Genomic DNA, 22,864 nt, shown 5'->3' with positions numbered 1-22,864 from the left:
TCGGTCGTCACAGTCCGGTGGTGTCGTGGACGTTGTTGGAGATTTTCCGGAACTCGTTGGCCCAGGGGGACGGGCCGCTCATGTGCAGCACCAGCTGACGGTCGATCGGTCCGAGTTCCGTGCTGCGGAAGTATCCGATCATCGCGAGGCCGTACACCTCACCCTCAAGCTCCGCGATCGTCACGTTGTCGCCCGCGAAGCGCCACTGGGCACCGAACGCGTCCTCGGTCGCGCGTAGCTGGGTGCGGCGGTTTTCGTCACACGGCGAGGCGCATTCACGGAGAATGATGTCACCGCCCGCCTGCATCGCGCCGTTCTCGAAGTATCCGCAGGTGAACTGGACCGCATTCGGGTTGGACGTGCACTCCCAGTTCACCGGGAGCGTCACCTCGAAGGGCAGGCCGTCCAGAGCGAACGGTCGCACCGGGTCCTTGTCGGTGTACGACGGCCATGTCGGCCAGTCACCGATGCGCGGCGGCTCCAGGCCCGGCCGGATCGGTGCGGCGGAGGGCGACGGGGACGCCGGCGCGGTCCCGGTCGGTCCGGTGGCAACGGGCTTGTCGCCACCGGACCGGGTGATGCCGAAGATCACGCCGGCGCCGATCAGCAGGACCGCCACCACGGCCGCGACGCCGATCCAGAGCTTGGGGACGCCCCTGTTCCCGCCGACGGACGAGCCGTAAGGGTCTTCGGCCCCCTCCCCGAAGTACGGACGCCGGGGCGAATTCTCCAGACCCATGTTCGCCGGCATCCCGGAGACGGGCTGCCGGGACGCCGGCCCCCCGGAGACGGGCATGCCGGAGATGGGCATGCCGGAGATGGGCATGCCGGAGACCGGCTGGTTCGGCGGGCCGGAGATCGGGGACATCGGCTGCGTGGCCGCATCACGCTCGGGCGGGCCGGTGGGCGTGTAGGGGCGGCCGAGCGAGATGAAGACGCGCTCCGCACCCGGCTGCTCCGTGCCGTTGAACGCGACCCAGGGCGCGGGAGCGGCGAAGTCGGCGCCGACCCACGTCGGCGCCGCGCCGTTGATCGCGCCGGCATGACCGGCGAAGGCGTCCCGCCACCGCTGATCGCTCGCCGCACGCGGGTCCATCACCGCCACGGTGACCGGAAGCCCTCGAGCCTCGTCGACCGCCGACCACACTGTGCCGACGTCGCACGAACCGAGCTTCCCGATCACCCGGTATGGAATCTCCGGCTGCATTGACCTGCCTCCCCCTCGCACGTTGCCAGCGGATTCTAGCGGGGACCACCCAATCCTCCGGACCGGCTACCTGCCGGTAGGAGGCGGGACCGACAAAGGACGCGATGGCGTGCCAACCGGGCTTGCCGGGCAGTTCCAGCCATCAACGGTTATTGCTCCCCGCCGGCCGTGCCGACCGTGCCCGACCATGCCGGCCGCTCCCGGTTTGCTCGCGGGAGGACGCGGTGCCCTGGCGACGACGAACGGGGTCAGACCATGCGGCCGCGCCAGCGGAGCCGCCCCTTGCGGCGCAGGTGGTGAGAGCGGAGCGTGAGCCAGGTCAGCAGCGCGATCGAGACCGGGTGGGCGAGCGCGTCCGGCCACGCACGCCCGCCGGTGCCGGTCGCGGTGCGGACCCGGCCGAGCACGCCGAGCAGCCAGGCGAGCAGCGCCAGACCGGCCGCGGTGGTCTGCCCGGTCAGCGCGGCGGCGAACACGACAAGCGGGGGCAGCGTGTAGGTCGCCAGCAGCACTGTCAGCACCAGCGCGGCCGCGGGTGGCGGGCCGAGCGAGGCCCAGAGCGACTTCGCGTACCCGTCGGCAAGGTCCTGCCAGCTCGTGTACATCCGGCAGCGGGCCAGCGACGAGCCGTCCGCAAGTGCGATCCGGCCGCCGGAGCGTTTCACGGCACGGGCCAGCGCGATGTCCTCAAGGATCTCGGTGCGCACGCCCTCGTGCCCGCCGGCCCGGTGGTAGGCGGCCGCGTCCACGACCAGCAGCTGACCGCCGGCGGCGGCGAGGGAGGGGCGGCGCGAGCGTTCCATCGCGCGCAACGGCAGGAAGGTGAGCCAGGTCCACTGCAGCAGCGGTTGTACGAGACGCTCGCCCACGCTGCCGGTCTCGATCAGCGGATACGGGCTGAGCAGGTCGGTCCTTCGCGCCCGGAGCAGTGCGACCGCGCTGGTGACCGCGTGCGGGCCGGTCAGGACCACGTCCGCGTCGATGAAGACGATCACCGGGGCGTCGGTGGCGGCGGCCAGTCGGTGGCAGGCGTGCGGCTTGCCGAGCCAGCCGGGTGGTGGGGGAGCGCCGCTGAGCAACCTGACGCGCGGGTCGTCGCCGGTGATCGCGCGGACCACGTCGGCGGTGCCGTCGGTGGAGCCGTCGTCAAGGATCACGATTTCGGAGAGGCCGCGCTGGGCGAGGAGCGCGTGCAGGCAGGGGGCGACGCGATCGGCCTCGTTCCGGAGCGGCAGCAGGACCGCGATCCTGGCGTCGTCGACCTCGTCGGCCTCGGTGGGCGACGGCCGGGGGAGCAGGCGCGCGTTGACAAGCGTGTGCAGGGTGAGCGCGCCGGACGTGACGGCCTGGGCGGCGGCGAGGGTGAGCAGCGGATCGGGCATGGTCAGCGGGCGGGGCTGCCGGCTTCATGGCCGGGCGCACGATCATCCCCGGCGGCGGCCCCGTTCCCGGTGCCGATCCCGCTTCCGGTGGTGCTGCCGCTGGTGGTGCTGCTTCCAGCCGGGTGCGCGCGCACAAGCGTGACCGCCAACGGCACGGCCAGCACCGCCATCCCGGCTCCACCCCACACCGCGGACGCCGGAAGCCCGAGGAACACCGCATGCGCCAGGATCGACGAGCCGTAGGTCCAGAGGTACAGGCCGTACATCGGGGCATCCGCCACGCTATCTACCGATTTATCGGTAGAAACCCATAAAAATCCTGCCATGACGATCGCGACCAGCAGCCAGCCCAGATAGTTGGTCACCGGAATGCCTGGTACACCCGGCAGTGACGGCTCAGGTGAGTCCCAGGACCAGTGCCCGGCGTCCACCATCTGCGGGTCGAGGAACAGGTCCCAGGCGGCCAGCCCGGCGCCGGCCAGCAGCACCCGTGCCAGGGGAGACGCCACCACTCGGCCGGCCGAGAGCCATGCGGGCCACGCCATCCAGGCCCAGGCCAACGGGATGATCACCGGCACGCCGAGCACCTTGGGCCCCAACTGGCCGGAGTAGTCGTACCCGCCGAACGGAAATCCGGTGTGCACGCCGGTCGCCTCGACCAGCAGCCCGCCGCCCGCGGCCACCACGACCAGCGCGGCTCCGGTGCGCACGCCCCGGGTGATGGTCGCGTGCGCGACGGAGATCGCGAAGCCGAGCACCACCGTGGCGATGGTCAGCCCGATGCGGACGTCCCCGCGGGTCAGCGGATAGCAGATCTGGGCCAGGACCAGGACGCCGAGCGGGATCCAGCGCAGCATCACAGCGGATGGTCGGCGGGAAGCGGCAGCTCCCGGCCCAGTACCGCGAACGCGCGCTCGTCACCGGGGAAGTAGAAGTCGCGCAGCACGTCGACGTAGCCGAACCGGCGGTAGAGCCGCCACGCGCGCGACTCCTTCTCCGGGGCCTCCGGCGTGGAGAGCAGCGTGGTGCCGCCCTCGGCCAGCGTGAGCAGCGCGCGCAGTTGGCGGGCGCCGATGCCGTGCCCCTGGGCGGGCGGGCTGACGTGCAGCTCCACCACCTCGAAGCAGTCGTTCAGCCAGGTCTTGCGATCCTGCTCGGCGAGCGCGCCCCGGACCTGGTCATGCCACCACTGGCCGGTCGCGGACGTGTAGCCGTACCCGAAGCCGGCGACGTGCCCGTCCTTGGTGAGCGTGGCGACCGCGCGGAAGCCGGGGCGGCGCGCGTGCGTCGCCACGTAGCCGCGACGGGCCGCGAGCAGCTCGGCCCGGTAGTTCATCGCCTCGCCGTACACGGTGATCACGTCGTCGATCCGGCGGAGCAGGTCGTCCGGCGTCCACGGCACGAGCCTCATCGTCCCCCGCATCCCTTCGCCATCAGTCGAGCACCGCTCGCTCGCCCGCCACCTCCAGGACCGCGAAGCGTGCGAAGAGCTCCTCCGCATACCACCGGGCTGTGGGCGTGCGCGCGATCGCCGCGCGGTGCTCCGGGTGACGGTACGCGAATTCCAGCAGATCTGCCGTGCTCCGCCACACGCTGATGGTGCCCTGCCACCCGATCGGTGCCTCTCCGATGCCGAAACTGTTCAGCACGCCGTCCGCCTCGTGAAACCCGGCGACGACCGGCGGGATCGCGCGCCAGAACGTGAGCGCGCGGGCGGGGGCGAGCCGGGCCCGGGTCAACGCCAGCACCTCGCCGTCCGTTTTAGAACCATTTTCCGGGACGAAGGGGGTACGACCGGACCACGTGCCCCGGCTGTGCAGCGGTTGCAGGTCAAGCCGGACCGAGGCGGTGCTCAGCCGCGCCCACGCCCGCCCGGTCGGCGACGCGTCGAAACGGGCCGCATCCGCCGGGCTGTCCCACACGGTCAGCGCGACCCAGCGGGTGAGATCCGCGTCGCCGGGCCCGAACGTGGTCCCGCTCCCGGTGCCGAGCAGCTTCGCGAAGCGCACGCCTGGTAGCGCGCGCAGGCGGCGGCGGTCCACGGCCATCCGGAGCATCGCGCCGCCGAGCGCGCGCCGGGGCACCCGCCACACGTGCAGCGTGGTCAGCGACGGCACGTCAGGCGGTCTGCGAGTAGAGGTTCGGATCGCTTGTGGAGAGCACCAGCCGGTCCCAGCCGCCGGTGGTCTGCACAGTGCCGTCCGCGGCCACGACCAGCGCCTCGTACTCGTCCAGGCTCCGCAGCCAGTCGAGCCCGTCCGCGCCCCGGGCCGCGGCCGCGATCGCGAAGACGTCCGCCCAGAGCAGCGACGGGCCGGCGACTGTCACTGACCGAAGCTCGGTGGCGTCCCTGCCGGTGTACGGGTTGATCACCAGTCCGCCCCGGTGCGCGGGGCCGGCGGTGGCGACCGCGCCGGTGGCGATCGCGCAGACCCGGAGCATCCGGTTCGGCTCGGCGGGGTCCTCGATGCCGACCCGCCAGACCGGGTGGCCGGGCACGGTGGTCAGCACCACGTCGCCGCCCGCGTTCAGGCACAGGTCGTGGCCGTCGAGGTCGGTCAGCCGCTTCGCGATGCGCTGCACCGCCCAGCCCTTGACCAGGCCGGACGGGTCGTACCGGTAACCGCCCTTGGCCTCCGGGTCCGGCAGCCAGGGGTTGAAGAAGCCGTCGGTACGCGTGTGCGCCTCCTCGCAGAGGCCGTGCACGGTACGGATCGCCGGGTGGCAGTTGGAGAAGTCGATCTCACCGCGGTTGAGCCGGGCGATCTGACTCTCGGCCAGCGCCGGATTGAACATCGCGTCCACGGCCCGGAGCTCGACGAAGACGCCGGCGATGTGCTGGGCGACCTCGTCGGAGTCCACTCCCGGGCCGCGCAGGTGGACGCTCACGGGCATGCCCATGATCTCTTCCACCCAGGCGCGCCGCGGAGGGGTGCTGGTGCTCATCCCGCACACGATATGCGTCTCCGGCGCCGGCACAACAGGGGGCAAGCCTCCAGCCGGATCGGAGCGGGCCACCGGGATCAGACCGCGGCGCCGGTGATCTGCTCGACCACGGCCTTCGCGGTGTTGACCGGGATCGCGAACCCCACGCCGATGTTTCCTGTGGAATCGCCAGTGGTGGCGATCGCCACGTTGATGCCGATCACCCGTCCCGCGGTGTCGACGAGCGCGCCGCCGGAGTTGCCGGAGTTGATCGCCGCGTCCGTCTGGATCAGGTCGGTGAGCGTGTTGCCCTGCTGGTCCTGCACCCTGTCGAACGGGCTCTGCGGCTGCTGCTCACCGGTGTTCTCGGTGGTCTCCCGGTGCAGCGCGGACACGATGCCGGAGGTGACCGTGCCCTCCAGCCCGAGCGGGCTGCCGAACGCGAGCACGGTCTGGCCTGCGGTAAGCGCGTCGCTGTCACCGAGCGTGGCCGCGGTCAGGCCGGACACGTTCTTCAGCTGGAGCACCGCGAGGTCGTGGGCCGCGTCCGCGCCGACCACTGTCGCGGACACGGTGCGCCCGTCCGCCAGGTCCACGGTGACGGTGCCGCCGTCCGCGATCACGTGGTTGTTCGTCAGCACCAGGCCGTCCGCGCTGAGGATCACGCCGGAGCCGAGCGCGGCGCTCTGCCCGTTCTGGATGTTGATCGTCACGATGCTCGGCGCGACCGCCTCGACCACGCCGCTCAGCGAGGTGATCGTGGAGGCGGGGACGGCGGTGGTGGCGGACGCGGCAGTGGTGGCGGCCGGGCCGTCGTTGCCGAGCGTGTTGCCGATCACGCCGCCGGTGGTACCGGCCGCGATGGCGAGCGCGAACGCGGCCGCGACAAGCGCGTGGCGACGGCGGCGCGGGCGCCCGTTGCCGCCCACCGGGCCACCGTTAATCGGCGGGTAGAACGGCGGGACCGGCGGCGCGGGCGGGGCCGGGGGAGCGGCGGGCAGTCCGAGCGGCGACAGCGTGGCGGCGGGGACATGACCCTGGCCGTAGGAGTAGGCGGTCGCCGGGTGCGCCGCGTAGAGATCCCTGGCCGGGTAGGCGGCGGGGCCCTCGGCGTACCGCTGAGTGGTGGTCCTGGGCTCGTTGCTGTGCATCGCGTCGGTCATGTCATTACCGTGCGCCCCGAGGATCTGCTCTGCCTTGGTCCCAGCTGTGAGTAATCTGAGGACAGTTGACCTAGAGGCGCGGATCGACAAGCCTGATGCCTGGCGCCGCCGGCCGATCCATCGTGGTGAGCGCGCCCGCCGCCTCCGCAAGCCCCATCGTGTCCGCCACCAGCAGATCCGGCCGCAACCTGCCGGACGTCACCAGCTCGAGCAACGGCGGATACGCGTGCGCGGCCATCCCGTGCGAACCCCGCAGTTCAAGTTCCAGAGCAATGACCCGATCCATCGGTACGGCCGGGGCGCCGGACACCGCGGGCAACAGCCCCACCTGCACGTGGCGTCCCCGGCGGCGCAGACTTCGCACCGAGCTCGCACAGGTCGCGGCGCTTCCCACCGCGTCGATCGACACGTGCGCGCCACCACCTGTCAGGTCCCGGATCGCGGCGGCCACCGCGTCCTCGCCGGCCATCGCCTCCAGGGCCACGTCCGCACCGTGCCGCCGGGCCAGCTCGCGCGCGCCGGCCGAGGGGTCCACGGCCACCACCCGGGCGCCTGCCGCGTGCGCGATCATCACGGCGGACAGGCCCACGCCGCCGCAGCCGTGCACCGCTACCCACTCGCCGGCCGTGACCCGGCCCTGCGCGATCACGGCCCGGAACGCGGTGGCGAACCGGCAGCCAAGCGACGCGGCCGCGGCGCTGCCGATCGCGTCCGGCAGCCTGATCAGGTTGACCTCGGCGTTCTCGATCGCGACCAGCTCCGCGAACGAGCCCCAGTGGGTGAATCCGGGCTGCGTCTGACGTTCACAGACCTGCTGGTCACCGGCGAGGCAGGAGGCGCACCGCCCGCACGCGCAGACGAACGGCACCGTCACCCTGTCGCCCAGTCCCCAGCCGGTGACGCCGGTGCCCACCTGCGAGATCACGCCCGCGAACTCGTGCCCTGGCACGTGCGGCGGCCGGATGTCCGGATCGTGCCCGCGCCAGCCGTGCCAGTCGCTGCGGCACAGACCGGTGGCCTCGACCCTGATCACCACGCCGGCCGCCGGTGGTGCGGGGTCCTCGACCTCACGCACCTCCGGCCGGGTGCCGAACTCTTCGAAGACGACGGCTCGCACGACGCGGTCAGACGGCCTCGGCGGCCAGCGCGGCCGCGCCGATGATGCCCGCGTTGTTGAGCAGCTGGGCCGGGACCACGGGGGTACGCAGCGAGATGTGCGGCAGGAACTTCTCCGACTTCTTGCTCACGCCGCCACCGATGATGATCAGGCCGGGCTGCAGCAGCATGTCGATGTGCCGCAGGTAGCGCTCGACCCGCTCGGCCCAGTCCGGCCAGGACAGATCCTCGGTCTCCCGGGCGCGGTCGGCGGCGCGCGTCTCCGCGTCCACACCGTCCAGCTCCAGGTGGCCGAGCTCGGTGTTCGGCACAAGCGTGCCGTCGACGAAGAGCGCGGTGCCGATGCCGGTGCCGAACGTGAGCATCAGCACGGTGCCGGTCACGCCGCGGCCGGCGCCGAAGCGCATCTCGGCCACGCCTGCCGCGTCCGCGTCGTTGAGCACCGTGACCGGGCGGCCGATGGCCTCGGTGAACAGCCCGGCCGCGTCCGCGTCGAGCCAGGACTTGTCCACGTTCGCCGCGGTCTTGGTGACGCCGCGCACCACCACGCCCGGGAAGGTCACGCCGACCCGGTCCGGTGCGCCGAACTTCGCGGCCACCTCGCGGACCGATTCGGCCACCCGCGCGACGTCCGCGGGCTGCGGCGTCTCCAGCCGGAAACGGTCCGCCAGCAGCGTGCCGGCCTCGATGTCGACCGGCGCGCCCTTGATGCCGGAGCCGCCGATGTCGATACCCAAGATCACGATGTCTTGTCTCCCACGAATGCGTCAGGTGGATCCTGCGAGCACAGCCTAGTAACCCCTGACGAGGACCGGTGCGGGCGTGGCTGAGTTTCAGCATGGACTTATATAAGAACGTCTTGCTAACTTTCGGTGCGTGCACGCGTTCGACATCCTGGGTGACCCGGTCCGCCGCCGGATTCTGGAACTGCTGGCCGACGGTGAACTGGCCGCCGGCGAGATCGGCGCGGTCGTGCAGGGCGAGTTCGGCATCAGTCAGCCGGCCGTCTCCCAGCACCTGAAGGTGCTGCGTGAGCACGGGTTCGCCCGGGTGCGCGCGGAGGGGACGCGCCGGCTCTACGCGGTCGAGCCGGCGCCGCTGCGTGAGGTGGACGCGTGGCTGGAGCACTTCCGCGCGTTCTGGACGCAGCGGCTGGACGCGCTCGGCACCGAGCTGGCCCGCGGCCGCCGTGCCCGCCGGCTGGACGACGACTCCTCCTCCTGAGCTCCGCCTTCCCGCTGATCACGGGCCGGAACAGCTCGGCCTCGCACCGTTGCGCTTTTGTCGTACCCGGGGTGTACTGTCTCAAGCAGTTAGAACACCCGTTCTAACTTGATCGGGTTCGGCGATTCGCGGCGCCGGTCCGATCGCGGTCCCGCGGAGACCGTGCGGTTCCCGGCCCTCGCGAGCCGGGTCCGCAACACAGGCAGGGCCGTCGTCCGCCACCCACGACCCCCGGGTGGCGGACGGCGGGCCAGCCGACGCGGGTGCCGGCCGGATGTGATGTGGGGAAGCAGCGCGTCCGGCCGGCGCATCGGCCGGAGCAGTGAGCAGGAGAAAGGTCGCGTCACTACCACGCGGAGAGGTCAGACTCATGGCGAGCAACGCAGACCACGTGCCCACCGTCCCGGCGCACATGCTGCCGCACCGCACCCCGGCCCAGCTGCTGGCGATCGCCCGGCGCGGCCTGGAGGAAGCAGCCCAGACCCGTCCCGACGGCCTGCGGTACGCGGCCGCTCACCTCGCCGCGCTGCGTGCCGCCGCGGCAGTGCTGGCGGCCCGGGCCCGCCCCGCGCCCGCCCGGCGCAACCGGGTGACAAGCGTCTGGGAACTGCTGGTGCTTGTCGCGCCGGAGCTCGGCGAGTGGGCCACCTACTTCGCGCTCGGTGCCTCCAAGCGGGCCGCGGCCGAGGCCGGCATCCCCCGGGTGGTCACCGCACGGGAGGCCGACGACCTGCTGCGCGCGGCCGAGCAGTTCGTGGCCGTGATCGAGACGGCGCTCGGCGTCGCGCACCAGCCCTCGCTCGACGGCCTGGCCGCCGCCTGACCGGAGCCGGTTCCGCCGTGCGGGTGGCTCCCGCACGGCGATGCGGCCGGCGGGACGGATGCGGGTGACATGACGGGCCGCCGGCGGGGTGCGGTCCGGGAACACAGATCGAACAGCTGAGGGTGACATGGCGGGCCGGATGGTGCTCGGGTCTGCCCTGGCACAGCTGGTGCGGCCGGCCAGCGAGATGGGCGAGTCCGGTACGCACCGCCTGTTGCCGGTGGTGCCCGAATTAAGTGGATTACTGCCTAATCGTGGGTTGCGGCGGGGAAGCACCGTCGCGGTGGACACGGGCCGGCCGGCCGGCGGCGGCACCTCACTGATGCTGGCGCTGCTCTCCGAGGCGTCCCGGGCCGGATCATGGTGCGCGGTGGTCGGCGTACCCGCGCTGGGCGTGCTCGCGGCGGCCGAGGCGGGCATCGCGCTGGACCGGCTGGCCCTCGTGCCCTACCCCGGCCCCGAGTGGCCGACGGTTGTCGCCGCACTGATCGACGGCGTCGACGTGGTGGTCGCGGCCGCGCCGGACGGCGTCTCCACAGTGGTCACCGACCGGCTCGCGGCCCGGGCCCGGCAGCGCGGCAGCGTGCTCGTCACCTACGGCGCCTGGACCGGCGCGGACGTCACCCTGCAGGTCACCGACGGCCGCTGGGACGGGCTCGGCCAGGGCCGCGGCCGGCTCACCCGCCGCCGGCTCACCATCTCCGCCACCGGACGCGGCGCCGCGGCCCGCCCCCGCGAGATCCGCATCTGGCTGCCGTCCGCGTCCGATCGCTTCACCGCGGCCGTCGCCGGCACCCCCGGCGCCACCACGGTCACGCTCGTCGATCCGCCCGGCACCTCCACCGGCCGGCCGCCGCTCGCGCTTGTCGGGCCGTGACCCCGGCATGAGCGGTGTCGATGCGCTGCGGACGCTGCTGCTGTGGTGTCCGGACTGGCCGGTGGCCGCGGCCGAGATCGTCGAGGGTGTGCCCGCGACCGGGCCGGTGGCGGTGCTGAAATCCAACCGGGTGATCGCGTGCAGCGAGGCCGCGCGCGCCGAGGGGGTCCGCCGGGGGCTGCGCAAACGGGAGGCGGAGAGCCGCTGCCCCGGCCTGACCGTGGTGGAGTGGGACGAGAGCCGGGACGCACGCGCGTTCGAGCCGGTCGTCGCCGCTGTCGAGGAGAAGGCGGCCGGCGTCGAGGTGCTGCGCCCCGGTGCCTGCGCGCTCGCCGCCCGCGGCCCGGCCCGCTACTTCGGCGGCGAGGAGCAGGCCGCCGAGGTGATAGTCGAGCACGTCGCCGCGTCCTACGGCGTGGAGGCGCAGGCCGGCATCGCGGACGGCACGTTCGCGGCCGGGCTCGCGGCCCGGCGCGGCGTCATCGTCCCGCCCGGCGACACCCCCGCGTTCCTGGCCGGCCTGGGCGTGGAGACGCTCGACCGCCCGCCGCTCGCCGACATGCTGCGCCGGCTCGGGATCCGCACGCTTGGCGCGTTCGCCGCGCTGCCCGCCGCGGACGTGCTCGCCCGGTTCGGCTTCGACGCCACGCTTGCCCACCGGCTCGCGGCCGGGCGCGACCACCGCCCGCTCGCGATCCGGCAGCCGCCCCCCGACCTGGACGTCACCGACACCTACGACGAGCCGCTGGACCGGGTGGACGTGGCCGCGTTCGCCGCCCGCACGCTCGCCGAGAGCCTGCACGACCGCCTCGCCGCCCGCGGCCTGGCCTGCACCCGGCTCGGCATCACCGCGGTCACCGAGCGCGGCGAGGAGCTGCACCGCGTCTGGCGCCACGACGGCCTGCTCACCGCGCCCGCCATCGCCGAACGCGTCCGCTGGCAGCTCGACGGCTGGCTTTCCGGCACCAGCCGCCGCCCCGCCACCGGCCTGCCTCCCGCGCCGCCGCGCCCGACGTCCGGCATCATTCGCCTCACGCTCACCCCCGAGGGCGTACTCGCCCACGCCGGCCTGCAACCCGGCCTCTGGGGCGAGACCGGAGAGGAACGCCGCCGCGCCCATCGCGCGCTCAGCCGCGTCCAGGGCCTCCTCGGCCCGGACTCCGTGATCACGCCGGTCCTGTCCGGCGGCCGTTCCCCCGCCGACGCCGTCACGCTGATCCCCTGGGGCGACGAACGCACCCCCGCCCGCCCCGGCCCGCTCACCCCCGCTCCGGCCCCGGTCTCTCGCCGCCGTACCCGCAAGCCGCCGCCCCAGCCCATCCCCGCCGGCCTCCTCCCGGCCTCCTCACCGCCGTCTCCGCCGCCGGTCCAGGCTGCGCCGGTCGATCCGCCGGTCCAGGCTGCGACGGCCGGTTCTCCGGTCCAGGCTGTGCCGGACGTCTCGCCGCCGCGGCTCGCCGTGGTGTCCGCGTTGCCGCAGGTCAAGGCGGTCGAGTCGATGTCCGTTCCGCACCAGGGGTTGGCCGACGTGCTACGGCTTCGCCCGACGGGGAACGAGGTGGCGAACGTCGTGGCACCCGCTTCTTCTGCTGTTCCGAAGAGGACACCGCGGAGGCGGGCGCAGCCGGGGTGGCCCGGCAGCCTGCTCGCCCCCGCTCCCGCGCTGGTGCCGGTGAAGCCCTGCCGGGCTGTGGTCTACGACGGGTCGGGTCAGGAGGTCCGGGTCAGCGGCCGCTTGGAGCTCAGCGGCGACCCCGCCCGCCTGGTTGCCGCCAGCGGTCCTGCCCGCCTGACAACCGCAGGTGACTCTGCTGCCTGCCTGACAGCCGGAGGTGATCCTGCCATGGAGATCGTCGCCTGGGCCGGTCCGTGGCCGGTCGACGAGCGCTGGTGGGCACCCGCCGAGGCTCACCGCCGCGTCCGATTCCAGGTGGCGTTGGGCGGCGGCACTGCACTCCTGCTCTCCCTGGCAGGCGGCCACTGGTTCGTGGAGGCGCTCTATGACTGATCCTTACGTCCGCTCAGCCGGCCCAGGGTCTTCTTTTCGCGTTTTTCAGCTCAACGGCCATCGTCGCAACGCACCGTTGCGTCAAGCCCTGCGTACCCGCGCGCCCTCCCGGCACCCGACGTGCCCGTACCAGTGCTGTCGGAGGGCTTGACGCAACGGCGCGTTGCGGAGAGAGCCGTTGAGCTGAAAAACGCGAAAAGAGAACACCGGGCCGACGTACGGAGAAGGGCGTGGCTCGTGGGCGGGGGACAGGGTGGGGTTCAGTAATCCGGATGTGCCGTGGTCCGAGTTGGAGCGGAAGCTGTCCGGCGGGTGGGTGGTGGATCCGCTGGCGGTGGAGCCGGACGGTGGGGATTCGCCGGCGTGGACGCGGAAGCGGCGCGGGTACGAGGCACCGGAGGGGATCGAGCGGGGGGAAGGAGAGGTCGGGTACGCGGAGCTGCACTGTCACACGAACTTCAGCTTTCTGGACGGGGCGAGTCATCCGGAGGAGCTGGTGGAGGAGGCGGTACGGCTCGGGCTGACCGGGCTGGCCGTGACCGATCATGACGGCTTCCACGGGGTGGTGCGGTTCGCGGAGGCGGCGAAGGAGTTGCGGCTGCCGACGATCTTCGGGTCGGAGCTGTCGCTGGATCTGCCGGGTCCGCAGAACGGGGAGGCGGATCCGGCGGGTGAGCACCTGCTGGTGCTGGCGCACGGGCCGGAGGGGTACGCGCGTCTCGCGTCGTCGATCAGCCGGGCGCATCTGCGCGGCGGGGAGAAGGGCCGGCCGGACTACGGGTCGCTTGAGGCGGTCGCGGCGGAGTTGGCCGGGAACGTGCTGGTGCTGACCGGGTGCCGGAAGGGGACGGTGCCGTCCGCGCTGCTCACCGACGGGGTCGAGGCGGCGGCCTGGGAGCTGGACCGGCTGGTGCGCAACTTCGGCGCGGAGAACGTGGCGGTGGAGTTGATCGACCACGGCGACCCGTTCGACGGGGTGCGGAACGAGGCGCTTGCCGAACTCGCGGCGAAACGAGGGCTGCCGACCGTGGCGACGAACAACGTGCACTACGCGACCCCGGGACGGCGGCGGCTGGCCACGGCGCTGGCGGCGGTGCGGGCGCGGCGCAGCCTGGACGAGATGGACGGGTGGCTGCCGCCGGCCGCGACCGCACACCTGCGCAGCGGCGCGGAGATGGCGGCGCGGTTCCGGCACTTCCCGGGCGCGGTCAAGCGGACCGTGGAGTTCGCGGCGGACCTCGCGTTCGACCTGAATCTGGTGGCGCCGGAGCTGCCTGACTATCCGGTGCCGGACGGGCATACGGAGATGAGCTGGCTGCGCGAGCTGACCTGGCGCGGCGCGCTGAAGCGGTACGGCCCACCGGAAGCCGCACCGGACGCCTACGTACAGCTGCACCGCGAGCTGGACATGATAGAAAAGCTCGACTTTCCCGGATATTTCCTGATCGTCCAGGACATCGTGGACTTCTGCCGGCGCAACGACATCTACTGCCAGGGCCGGGGCTCGGCGGCGAACTCGGCGGTCTGTTACGCGCTCTGGGTGACGAACGTGGACGCCGTACGGTGGCGGCTGCTTTTTGAAAGGTTCCTCGCGCCGGAGCGGGACGGCCCGCCGGACATCGACGTGGACATCGAGTCGGACCGGCGGGAGGAGGTCATCCAGTACGTCTACACGCGGTACGGCCGGGAGCACGCGGCCCAGGTCGCGAACGTGATCTCCTACCGGCCGCGGTCGGCGGTGCGGGACATCGCGAAGGCGTTCGGGTTCTCGCCCGGCCAGCAGGACGCGTGGAGCAGGCAGATCGACCGCTGGGGCTCGGTCGCGCCCGAGGACGTCGAGGAGATCCCGGAGCACGTGATCGAGTACGCGAACGCGCTGCAGACCTTCCCCCGGCACCTCGGCATCCACTCCGGCGGCATGGTCATCTGCGACCGCCCGGTGATCGAGGTCTGCCCGGTCGAGTGGGGGCGGATGCCGGGCCGGAGCGTGCTGCAGTGGGACAAGGACGACTGCGCGAGCGTGGGCCTGGTCAAGTTCGACCTGCTCGGGCTCGGCATGTTGTCCGCGCTGCACTACGCGTACGACATGATCGAACTGGATCTTGATTTGAGCGCGATGCGGCTGGACGACCCCGAGGTCTACGACATGCTCTGCCGCGCGGACTCGGTCGGCGTCTTCCAGGTGGAGAGCCGCGCGCAGATGGCCACGCTGCCCCGGCTCAAGCCGCGGGAGTTCTACGACCTGGTGATCGAGGTGGCGCTGATCCGGCCGGGGCCGATCCAGGGCGGGTCTGTGCACCCCTACATTCGGCGGAAGAACGGGAAGGAGGCGATCACCTACCCGCACCCGCTGATGCGTAACGCGCTTGAGAAGACGCTCGGCGTGCCGCTCTTCCAGGAGCAGTTGATGCAGCTGGCGATCGACGTGGCCGGCTTCGACGCGGCCGGTGCGGACCAGCTGCGGCGCGCGATGGGCTCCAAGCGGTCGGAGGAGCGGATGGGCCGGCTCAAGGACCGGCTCTACGCGGGCATGGCCGAGCGTGGCATCGACGGTGCGCTCGCGGACGACCTCTACGTGAAGCTGTCCGCGTTCGCCAGCTTCGGGTTCCCGGAGAGCCACTCGATGAGCTTCGCCTACCTGGTGTACGCGAGCGCGTGGCTGAAGCGCTACCACCCGGCCGCGTTCTGCGCCGCGCTGCTCAACGCGCAGCCGATGGGGTTCTACTCGCCGCAGTCGCTTGTGGACGATGCGCGGCGGCACGGCGTGGAGGTGCGCCGCCCGGACATCAACCTGAGCGACGCGACCGCGACGCTTGAGTCCACCGCGCGCACGGTCTGGGGTGGCGGCGGCCCTGGTTCGCCACCGCACACCTGGGGTCTGGGCGGCCCGGTGGTACGGATGGGGTTGTCGAGCGTGCGGTCGCTTGGCCTGCCGGTGGCACAGCGCATCCAGGAGGCCCGTGACTCCGGCGGCCTGTTCCGTGACATGCCCGACGTGGCGAGAAGGGCGGACCTCACCGCGGGTCAGCTTGAGGCGCTGGCCACGGCGGACGCGTTCGCCGGGTTCGGGCTGGACCGGCGCGCCGCGCTCTGGTCCGCCGGCGCCGCCGCACAGGACCGCCCGGACCGGCTGCCGATGGGTGCGCCGGACGCGCCACCGCTGCCCGGCATGGAGGCGGTCGACCGGCTCTACGCGGACGTGTGGGCCACCGGCCTCTCCCCGGAGACGCACCCGGTGCGGTTCATCCGGGACCGGCTGACCGCGGCCGGCGCGCTGCCGATCGCCCGGCTCAAGCAGGTCGAGTCCGGGCGGCGGGTGCTTGCCGGCGGCATCGTCACGCATCGGCAGCGGCCGGCGACCGCTGGTGGCGTCACGTTCATCAACCTGGAGGACGAGACCGGAATGCTCAACGTCACCTGCTCGCCGGGGCTGTGGGCGCGGTACCGGCGCGCCGCGCGGACCAGCTCCGCGCTGCTCGTGCGCGGAATTCTGGAGAAGGTCGAGGGCGTGCTCAACCTGGTCGCGGACCGTCTGGAGGCGGTGGAGGCGCCGGTGTCGCCGCCGTCCCGGGACTTTCGGTGATCGACACATGCAACGTAATCGTTGTCACGACCGTCTATGGAGTTGTGAGGGAAACCTACCAGGGGGAGACCGCATGCGACGCTTGATCGCCGCGCTGTCCGCAACCGCAGCCCTTGTCGCCGTGCTACCAGGCATCGCGACAGCTGCTCCGGCCCAACCTAGGCACACCGGAAAGACCGTCACGCTCATCACCGGCGACCGGATCACCGTGCATCAGGAGGGCCGGCTGGAGCTGACGCGCGGCGCCGGGCGCGAGCACATCCGGTTCGCGACCCGGCGCGACGACGGGCACGTGTCGGTCATCCCGTCCGACGCCGCGCCGCTGCTGCGCTCCGGCCGCGTCGACCCGCGCCTGTTCGACGTGACCACGCTGATCGAGTTCGGCTACGACGACCGCCGGGCCGACCTGCCGCTTATCGTCTCCGGCGGAAACCTGAAGACCGCGCGGGCGCTGCCCGGCGGGCTGACCGCGGTGCGCGCGGACCGGACCGGTAAGGACTGGACGTCGCTGACCGGCGGCGGCAACGCACGTCAGGCCGCCTCGAAGATCTGGCTGGACGGTGTTCTGCAGCCGTCGCTTGACGTTAGCGTGCCGCAGATCGGCGCGCCTGCCGCATGGGCGGCCGGGTTCGACGGCACCGGCGCCACGGTCGCGGTGCTCGACACCGGCGTCGACGAGACCCACCCGGACCTGTCCGGTCAGGTCTCCGCCGCACAGAACTTCACCGAGGGCGAGGAGGACGCGGAGGACCGGGTCGGCCACGGTACGCACGTGGCCTCCACCATCGCCGGCACCGGCGCGGCCTCTAACGGGCGTTACAAGGGTGTCGCACCCGGCGCGAAGCTGCTGGACGGCAAGGTCTGCGTCTCGGGCGGCTGCGCCGAGTCGTGGATCCTGGCCGGCATGCAGTGGGCCGCCGAGCAGGGCGCCGACGTGGTCAACATGAGCCTCGGCGGGTACGACGCGCCCGGCCTCGATCCGATGGAGGAGGCCGTCCAGACGCTCACCGAGCAGTACGGCACGCTCTTCGTCGTCGCGGCGGGCAACTCCGGCGCGGACCGCACGGTCGGCAGCCCGGCCAGCGCGGACTCCGCGCTCGCGGTCGGTGCGGTGGACAAGCAGGACAACCTGGCCGTCTTCTCCAGCCGCGGCCCGCGTAACGGCGACGCCGCGATCAAGCCGGAGATCACCGCGCCCGGCGTGGACATCGTGGCCGCGAAGAGCTCGACCGGCGCGATCGGCAACCCCGCGCCGGTGGACGGCTACACCACGCTCTCCGGCACGTCGATGGCCACGCCGCACGTGGCGGGCTCGGCCGCGATCCTGGCGCAGCAGCACCCGGACTGGGCCGCCGACCTGCTGAAGTCGACGCTTATCGGCTCCGCGAAGCCGAACCCGGAGATCGCCGTCACCGCACAGGGCGCCGGCCGGGTCGACGTGGCCCGCGCGATCACCCAGACCGTGACCGCGTCGCCGGCAACGCTCAGCTTCGGCCTGCAGCTGTGGCCGCACGCGGACGACCAGCCGGTGACCCAGACGCTCACCTACCGCAACGCCGGAACGGCAGGCGTCACGCTCAACCTCGCGGTCACGCCGGTCGCGGAGCCGGTCCCGGCCGGGCTGGTCACGCTGTCCGCCACCTCGGTGACCGTGCCGGCCGGCGGCACCGCCTCGGTGACCGTCACGATCGACACGTCGAAGGAGATGCCGGACGCGTTCCACGGCGGCGAGATCACCGCGACCGCGGGCGACACGGTCGTGCAGACGCCGTTCGGTGTGGACCGGGAGGTGGAGAGCTACGACCTCAAGCTGGACGTGCTCGACCGGACCGGCGCGCAGGCCGAGGGCTTCCTCTCCTTCATCAACGTGGCGACGCGCACCTGGATCGACGTGACGCTGCCGGCCACCGGGGTGCGGCTGCCGAAGGGCGACTACACAGTGGTCGCCCTTTTGTTCGGACCGGCGAACGGCGAAGAACCCGGCGACATGACGATGGCCGCGAACAACAGGTTCGTTGTCGACGGCGCGAAGACGCTCACCATCGACGGCAGGCAGGCCAAGCCGGTCTCGGTCACCGTGCCCCGCGCGGACGCGACACCTGACCTGATCGAGCTGACGGTGAGCGGCCCGTCCTTCGGTTCCGGCCTGCTGGCGAGCACGTTCGACGGGCTGTACACGCTCAACGCCGGGCCGGACGCCGCTGTCGAGGGCATCAACGCGTACATCAACGCCGGGCTCGCGAAGAAGGACGCGGAGGGTACGTTCCAGGACAGCCCGTTCAGCTACTCGCTGTTCTTCCTGTTCGAGGGGAAGCTGCCCACAGGCATCACCCGCACGGTGCGCCCGCGTGATCTGGGCACGGTGACCGCCGCGCACGCCAAGCAGGCGACAACCGCGGACTCGGCGCTGAAGGGGGCGTACCCCTGGCACCCGCAGGTGCCCGGCGCGTTCTTCAGCCTGACCCAGTACTCCACGCTGCCGTTCACCCGGACCGAGTACTACAACGCGGACCACGGTGTGGAGTGGGTGCCGGTCTTCGCCGAGACCGCGCAGGCCGGAGCGGACGTGCTCGCCAGCGAGTACGGCTCGAAGACCGCCTACCGCACCAACCGCACGGTGCGGGAGCAGTGGAACAAGCCCGTGTTCGGCCCGGCGTTCCCGGACTCCGGGTTCGCGTTCTCGGCCCGGGCCGGGGACATCATCGTGGCCGGTGCGCCGCTGTTCGGTGACGGCGCCGGCCGTGAGGGCTACTCGAACGGTCTCACCTCCGCCACGACCCGCCTCTACCGCAACGGCACGCTTGTCGGGGAGGCCGCGGACACCTACGGCCAGTTCCAGGTGCCGCCGGAGCGCGCCGCCTACCGGGTGGAGCAGACGGCCAGTCGCGGCGTGCCGCACCGGTTCTCCACCACGGTGAGCGCGGCCTGGACGTTCACCTCCGCGCACACCGCGGACGAGAACGTGCTCGCGCCGCTGCCGCTCTCCGCGGTGGTGTTCTCGCCGTCGACGAACGACGGCGGCGTGGCGCCGAAGGGGCGGGCGTTCTCCGTGCCGCTGCGCGTCGACAGGCAGGAGCAGTCGGCGGCGGCGCCCAACCGGTCGCTGACAGTTGAGGCGTCGTTCGACGACGGTGTCACCTGGCAGCGGGTCACGGTCCGGGACGGTGCGATCCAGCTGCGGCATCCGAACCGGGCGGGCTTCGTCTCGCTGCGTGCGACAGCTGTGGACCGGTCCGGCAACACGGTCACCCAGACCGTGATCCGGGCCTACGGGATCGGCTGATTCCACATTCCGGGGGTACGGGACGACTCTCCCGTACCCCCGGAATTCTTTGATCTGCATATGTCACCGCAAAGACCGCATATGTGGTCTATAGGGCGTGAGACTACACATTGGGAAACACCGCAGCCGGCGAGTGATCGCCGCGCTGTCCGTGTCCACCGCGGTCGTCGCCCTGCTGCCCGGCGCGGCGACGGCCGCGCCCGCTCGGAACGTCCAGAGTGGACACTACGTCACGCTGATCACCGGCGACCGCGTCACCCTGCACCAGGGAGACGCGCTTGAGGTGCGGCGCGGCGCCGGCCGTGAGCACATCCGGTTCTCCACCACCCGGCGGGACGGGCACGTCTCCGTCATCCCGTCCGACGCCGCGCCGCTGCTGCAGGCCGGCCGCGTCGACCCGCGCCTGTTCGACGTGACCACGCTCGTCGAGTTCGGCTACGACGACAGCCGGAAGGATCTGCCGCTGATCGTCTCCGGCGGAAACCTGAAGGCCGCACGCGCGCTCCCCGGCGGCCTGGCCGCGATGCGCGCGGACCGGACCGGCGCGACCTGGACCTCGCTGACCGGCACCCACGCGCGGCAGAGCGGCACGTCCACGATCTGGCTCGACGGCCTGCTGCAGCCCACCCTTGAGACAAGCGTGCCGCAGATCGGCGCGCCGGCCGCGTGGCAGGCCGGGTTCGACGGCACCGGCGCGACAGTGGCAGTCCTCGACACCGGCGTCGACTCCGCCCACCCGGACCTGGCGGGCCGGGTGACCACAGTGCAGAACTTCACCGAGGGTGAGGAGGACGATCGCGACCAGGTCGGCCACGGCACCCACGTCGCCTCCACAATCGCCGGGAAGCAGGGCGTGGCCCCGGGCGCGACGCTGCTCAGCGGCAAGGTCTGCGTGCAGGGTGGCTGCGCCGAGTCCTGGATGCTGGCAGGCATGCAGTGGGCCGCCGAGCAGGGTGCGGACGTGGTCAACATGAGCATCGGCGGCCCCGACTCGCCCGGCCTCGACCCGCTCGAGCAGGCGGTCCAGTCGCTTACCGAGGAGCACGGCACGCTCTTCGTCATCGCGGCCGGCAACTCCGGCGAGCTCGGCGACCGCACCGTGGAGAGCCCGGGCAGCGCGGACTCGGCGCTTACCGTCGGCGCGGTAGACAAACAGGACAGACTCGCCGCGTTCTCAAGCCGCGGGCCGCGGGCCGGCGACGCCGCGCTCAAGCCGGAGATCACCGCGCCGGGCGTGGACATCGTCGCGGCCGAGGCCGGCACCACCGGGCACGTGGCCATGTCCGGCACCTCGATGGCCACGCCACACGTGGCCGGTGCGGCCGCGATCCTGGCGCAGCAACACCCGGACTGGACAGCAAACCTGCTCAAGTCCACGCTTGTCGGTGCCGCGAAGCCGGGCGCGGACATCCCGGTCACCGCGCAGGGCGCCGGCCGGGTCGACCTGGCCCGCGCGATCACCCAGACCGTGTCCGCGTCGCCGGTCACGCTCAACTACGGGCTGCAGCAGTGGCCGCACCAGGACGACCAGCCGCAGGCACAGACGCTCACCTACCGGAATACCGGCGCCGCCGGCGTCACGCTCAGTCTCACGGCCCCCGCGCCGGTCACGCTCTCCGCGCCGGCCGTGACCGTGCCGGCCGGCGGCACCGCGACAGTGACCGCCACCGTCGACACGTCCCAGCCGATGGACGACGGCTTCCACAGCGGCGTCGTCACGGCCACCGCGGGTGACCTCGTGGTACGGACGCCGTTCGGCGTGGAGCGCGAGGTGGAGAGCTACGACATCGACCTCGACGTGCTCGACCGCACCGGCGCGCAGTCCGCCGACGGCTATCTCACGCTCGTCGACCTGGACCGGGGCACCGGTGTGCGCGTCTTCCTGCCCGCCACCCGGGTGCGCCTGCCCAAGGGCGACTACGCCGTCACCGCGGTGATCAACGGCGTCGAGGACACCACGTTCGCGGCGCACGCCCGCTACGGCAACCACAGCGCCGGCCGTCTCGCCGTCGACGCCCGCGCCGCCAAGGACGTCTCACTCACCGTGCCGAACCCGCAGGCCGAGGCGACGCTGGCCGAGGTCGGTGCGGAGTGGCCGAACGGGTTCGGCTCGTCCGTCGCCACCGAGGGCTTCGCCGGTCTCTACAGCCTCAACATCGCGCCGCAGGTCAGCTCCGACGGCTTCCACGCGGTCGTGCACGCGAACTTCGCCAAGCGGCACGCGGACGGCACGTTCACGGACAGCCCGTTCAGCTACGAGGTGCAGTACCTCACGGACGGCACCATGATCACCGGGTACCGGCGTGCGGTCCGGCAGCACGAGCTGGCCACTGTCACCGCCCGGCACGGGCGGCAGGGCGAGGGCGCCAACGTCGGGATCAAGGGCGCCCAGCCCCGGCACCCCGAGGTCTCCGGCAGCTGGACGACAAGCCAGGAGTACCGGACGCTGCCGTTCACCCGCACCGAGTACTACAACGCGGACCACGGCGTGAAGTGGGGCTCGTTCTTCCAGGAGGGGATCGTCGAGGACGGGTTCGCCATCCCGTACTACCTGCAGTACGGGCCGGCGGTCGCGTACCAGCCGGGCCGTACCGTCACCACCACGTTCAACAAAGCCGTGTTCGGGCCGTCGTTCCCGGACATGGGTTACGCGCAGGCCGGCCGCATCGGCGACGAGCTGTTCGCCGCGCCGCCGCTCTACGGCGACGGCGAGGGCCGGGAGGGGTACTCCGCAGCCAGGACCGCGTCACTGACCCGGCTGTTCCGCAACGGCGAGCTGGTTGGCGAGGAGCCGGACACCGGAGGCGCGTTCATCGTGCCGCCGGAGCCCGCCGACTACCGCCTCGAGATCACCAGCACGCTCGGCGCACCCAACCGGCTGACCACCTCGCTGGCCGCGACCTGGACGTTCACCTCGGCGCACACCGACCCGGGCAGGTTCACCGCACTGCCGATGTCCGCCGTGGTGTTCTCACCGGCCACCGACGACGCGAGCGTGGCACCGAAGGGCCGCCCGTTCAGCGTGCCGCTCCGCGTCGACAAGCAGGAGAACTCGGCCGCGGCGGACAACCGGGCGCTCACCGTCGAGGCCTCGTTCGACGACGGTAAGACCTGGACCGCCGCACCGGTACGGAACGGGGCCGCCCAGCTGCGGCACCCGAACACGGCCGGCTTCGTCTCGCTGCGGGCCACGGCCGTCGACAAGGACGGCAACACGGTCACGCAGACGCTGATCCGGGCGTACGAGATCCGCTGACAATCGCGCGGTGGCGG

General features: G+C 72.3%; 15 protein-coding genes and 1 pseudogene. 7 read left to right on the top strand and 9 right to left on the bottom strand.

Going from position 1 to position 22,864, the window contains the following annotated elements:
* Positions 1-7: 7 nt before the first annotated feature.
* The 9 genes from ACIA8K_RS01950 to ppgK all read right to left on the bottom strand — a co-directional run bounded on the left by ACIA8K_RS01950 (position 8) and on the right by ppgK (position 8,536).
* The gene (locus ACIA8K_RS01950) at positions 8-1,207 is read right to left on the bottom strand and encodes a hypothetical protein (RefSeq protein WP_396053893.1); all 1,200 of its coding nucleotides are present in this window, start codon (positions 1,205-1,207) and stop codon (positions 8-10) included.
* A gap of 248 nt (positions 1,208-1,455) precedes the next feature.
* Positions 1,456-2,589, bottom strand: coding sequence for a glycosyltransferase (locus ACIA8K_RS01945; RefSeq protein ID WP_396053891.1), 1,134 nt, complete (start codon positions 2,587-2,589; stop codon positions 1,456-1,458).
* 2 nt (positions 2,590-2,591) lie between these two features.
* The gene (locus ACIA8K_RS01940; RefSeq protein WP_396053889.1) at positions 2,592-3,446 is read right to left on the bottom strand and encodes a carotenoid biosynthesis protein; all 855 of its coding nucleotides are present in this window, start codon (positions 3,444-3,446) and stop codon (positions 2,592-2,594) included.
* Positions 3,446-4,000, bottom strand: coding sequence for a GNAT family N-acetyltransferase (locus ACIA8K_RS01935; protein ID WP_396053887.1), 555 nt, complete (start codon positions 3,998-4,000; stop codon positions 3,446-3,448). The genes ACIA8K_RS01940 and ACIA8K_RS01935 overlap by 1 nt, the downstream gene beginning before the upstream one ends.
* 22 nt (positions 4,001-4,022) lie before the next feature.
* Positions 4,023-4,646, bottom strand: coding sequence for a monooxygenase (locus ACIA8K_RS01930; protein WP_396054480.1), 624 nt, complete (start codon positions 4,644-4,646; stop codon positions 4,023-4,025).
* Between the two features lie 61 nt (positions 4,647-4,707).
* Entirely contained in the window at positions 4,708-5,535 is an 828-nt protein-coding gene (locus ACIA8K_RS01925; RefSeq protein WP_396053885.1) for an FAD:protein FMN transferase, read from the bottom strand.
* A 77-nt stretch (positions 5,536-5,612) separates the two neighbouring features.
* Positions 5,613-6,677: a S1C family serine protease gene (locus ACIA8K_RS01920; RefSeq protein ID WP_396053883.1), complete on the bottom strand. Its 1,065-nt coding sequence runs from the start codon at positions 6,675-6,677 to the stop codon at positions 5,613-5,615.
* A gap of 70 nt (positions 6,678-6,747) precedes the next feature.
* Entirely contained in the window at positions 6,748-7,794 is a 1,047-nt protein-coding gene (locus ACIA8K_RS01915; RefSeq protein ID WP_396053881.1) for a zinc-dependent alcohol dehydrogenase family protein, read from the bottom strand.
* Positions 7,795-7,801: 7 nt separating this feature from the next.
* Positions 7,802-8,536, bottom strand: coding sequence for a polyphosphate--glucose phosphotransferase (gene ppgK, locus ACIA8K_RS01910; RefSeq protein ID WP_396053879.1), 735 nt, complete (start codon positions 8,534-8,536; stop codon positions 7,802-7,804).
* A 133-nt stretch (positions 8,537-8,669) separates the two neighbouring features.
* On the opposite strand from ppgK, the gene ACIA8K_RS01905 reads away from it, so the two are divergent.
* From ACIA8K_RS01905 to ACIA8K_RS01875, 7 genes and pseudogenes are all read left to right on the top strand, one after another.
* A complete protein-coding gene (locus ACIA8K_RS01905; RefSeq protein ID WP_396053877.1) occupies positions 8,670-9,017 on the top strand; it encodes an ArsR/SmtB family transcription factor in 348 nt (115 codons plus the stop codon).
* 370 nt (positions 9,018-9,387) lie between these two features.
* The gene (locus ACIA8K_RS01900) at positions 9,388-9,840 is read left to right on the top strand and encodes an SAV_6107 family HEPN domain-containing protein (RefSeq protein ID WP_396053875.1); all 453 of its coding nucleotides are present in this window, start codon (positions 9,388-9,390) and stop codon (positions 9,838-9,840) included.
* A gap of 127 nt (positions 9,841-9,967) precedes the next feature.
* Positions 9,968-10,717: a hypothetical protein gene (locus tag ACIA8K_RS01895; protein ID WP_396053873.1), complete on the top strand. Its 750-nt coding sequence runs from the start codon at positions 9,968-9,970 to the stop codon at positions 10,715-10,717.
* A gap of 7 nt (positions 10,718-10,724) precedes the next feature.
* Positions 10,725-12,188: pseudogene (locus ACIA8K_RS01890) on the top strand (DNA polymerase Y family protein); the annotation flags it as partial.
* Between the two features lie 790 nt (positions 12,189-12,978).
* On the top strand, positions 12,979-16,308 hold the full coding sequence (locus ACIA8K_RS01885; RefSeq protein WP_396053871.1) for an error-prone DNA polymerase: 3,330 nt from the start codon (positions 12,979-12,981) through the stop codon (positions 16,306-16,308).
* Between the two features lie 73 nt (positions 16,309-16,381).
* Positions 16,382-19,591: a S8 family serine peptidase gene (locus ACIA8K_RS01880; RefSeq protein WP_396053869.1), complete on the top strand. Its 3,210-nt coding sequence runs from the start codon at positions 16,382-16,384 to the stop codon at positions 19,589-19,591.
* Between the two features lie 97 nt (positions 19,592-19,688).
* Entirely contained in the window at positions 19,689-22,847 is a 3,159-nt protein-coding gene (locus tag ACIA8K_RS01875; protein WP_396053867.1) for a S8 family peptidase, read from the top strand.
* Positions 22,848-22,864 lie beyond the last annotated feature (17 nt).

The sequence above is a fragment of the Catenuloplanes sp. NPDC051500 genome (genome assembly GCF_044454585.1).
GTDB lineage: Bacteria > Actinomycetota > Actinomycetes > Mycobacteriales > Micromonosporaceae > Catenuloplanes.
Note: the sequence above shows the minus strand (reverse complement) of the source record. Positions and strands in the feature narration are given on the sequence as shown.

What these genes read in the sequence shown, in the direction of transcription:
- ACIA8K_RS01925 (WP_396053885.1), bottom strand. Translation starts at nt 5,535, where the DNA reads ATGAGCACCAGCACCCCTCCGCGGCGCGCCTGGGTGGAAGAGATCATG.
- ACIA8K_RS01880 (WP_396053869.1), top strand. Translation starts at nt 16,382, where the DNA reads ATGCGACGCTTGATCGCCGCGCTGTCCGCAACCGCAGCCCTTGTCGCC.
- ACIA8K_RS01930 (WP_396054480.1), bottom strand. Translation starts at nt 4,646, where the DNA reads ATGCTCCGGATGGCCGTGGACCGCCGCCGCCTGCGCGCGCTACCAGGC.
- ACIA8K_RS01940 (WP_396053889.1), bottom strand. Translation starts at nt 3,446, where the DNA reads ATGCTGCGCTGGATCCCGCTCGGCGTCCTGGTCCTGGCCCAGATCTGC.
- ACIA8K_RS01920 (WP_396053883.1), bottom strand. Translation starts at nt 6,677, where the DNA reads ATGACCGACGCGATGCACAGCAACGAGCCCAGGACCACCACTCAGCGG.
- ACIA8K_RS01895 (WP_396053873.1), top strand. Translation starts at nt 9,968, where the DNA reads ATGGCGGGCCGGATGGTGCTCGGGTCTGCCCTGGCACAGCTGGTGCGG.
- ACIA8K_RS01950 (WP_396053893.1), bottom strand. Translation starts at nt 1,207, where the DNA reads ATGCAGCCGGAGATTCCATACCGGGTGATCGGGAAGCTCGGTTCGTGC.
- ACIA8K_RS01935 (WP_396053887.1), bottom strand. Translation starts at nt 4,000, where the DNA reads ATGAGGCTCGTGCCGTGGACGCCGGACGACCTGCTCCGCCGGATCGAC.
- ACIA8K_RS01900 (WP_396053875.1), top strand. Translation starts at nt 9,388, where the DNA reads ATGGCGAGCAACGCAGACCACGTGCCCACCGTCCCGGCGCACATGCTG.
- ACIA8K_RS01945 (WP_396053891.1), bottom strand. Translation starts at nt 2,589, where the DNA reads ATGCCCGATCCGCTGCTCACCCTCGCCGCCGCCCAGGCCGTCACGTCC.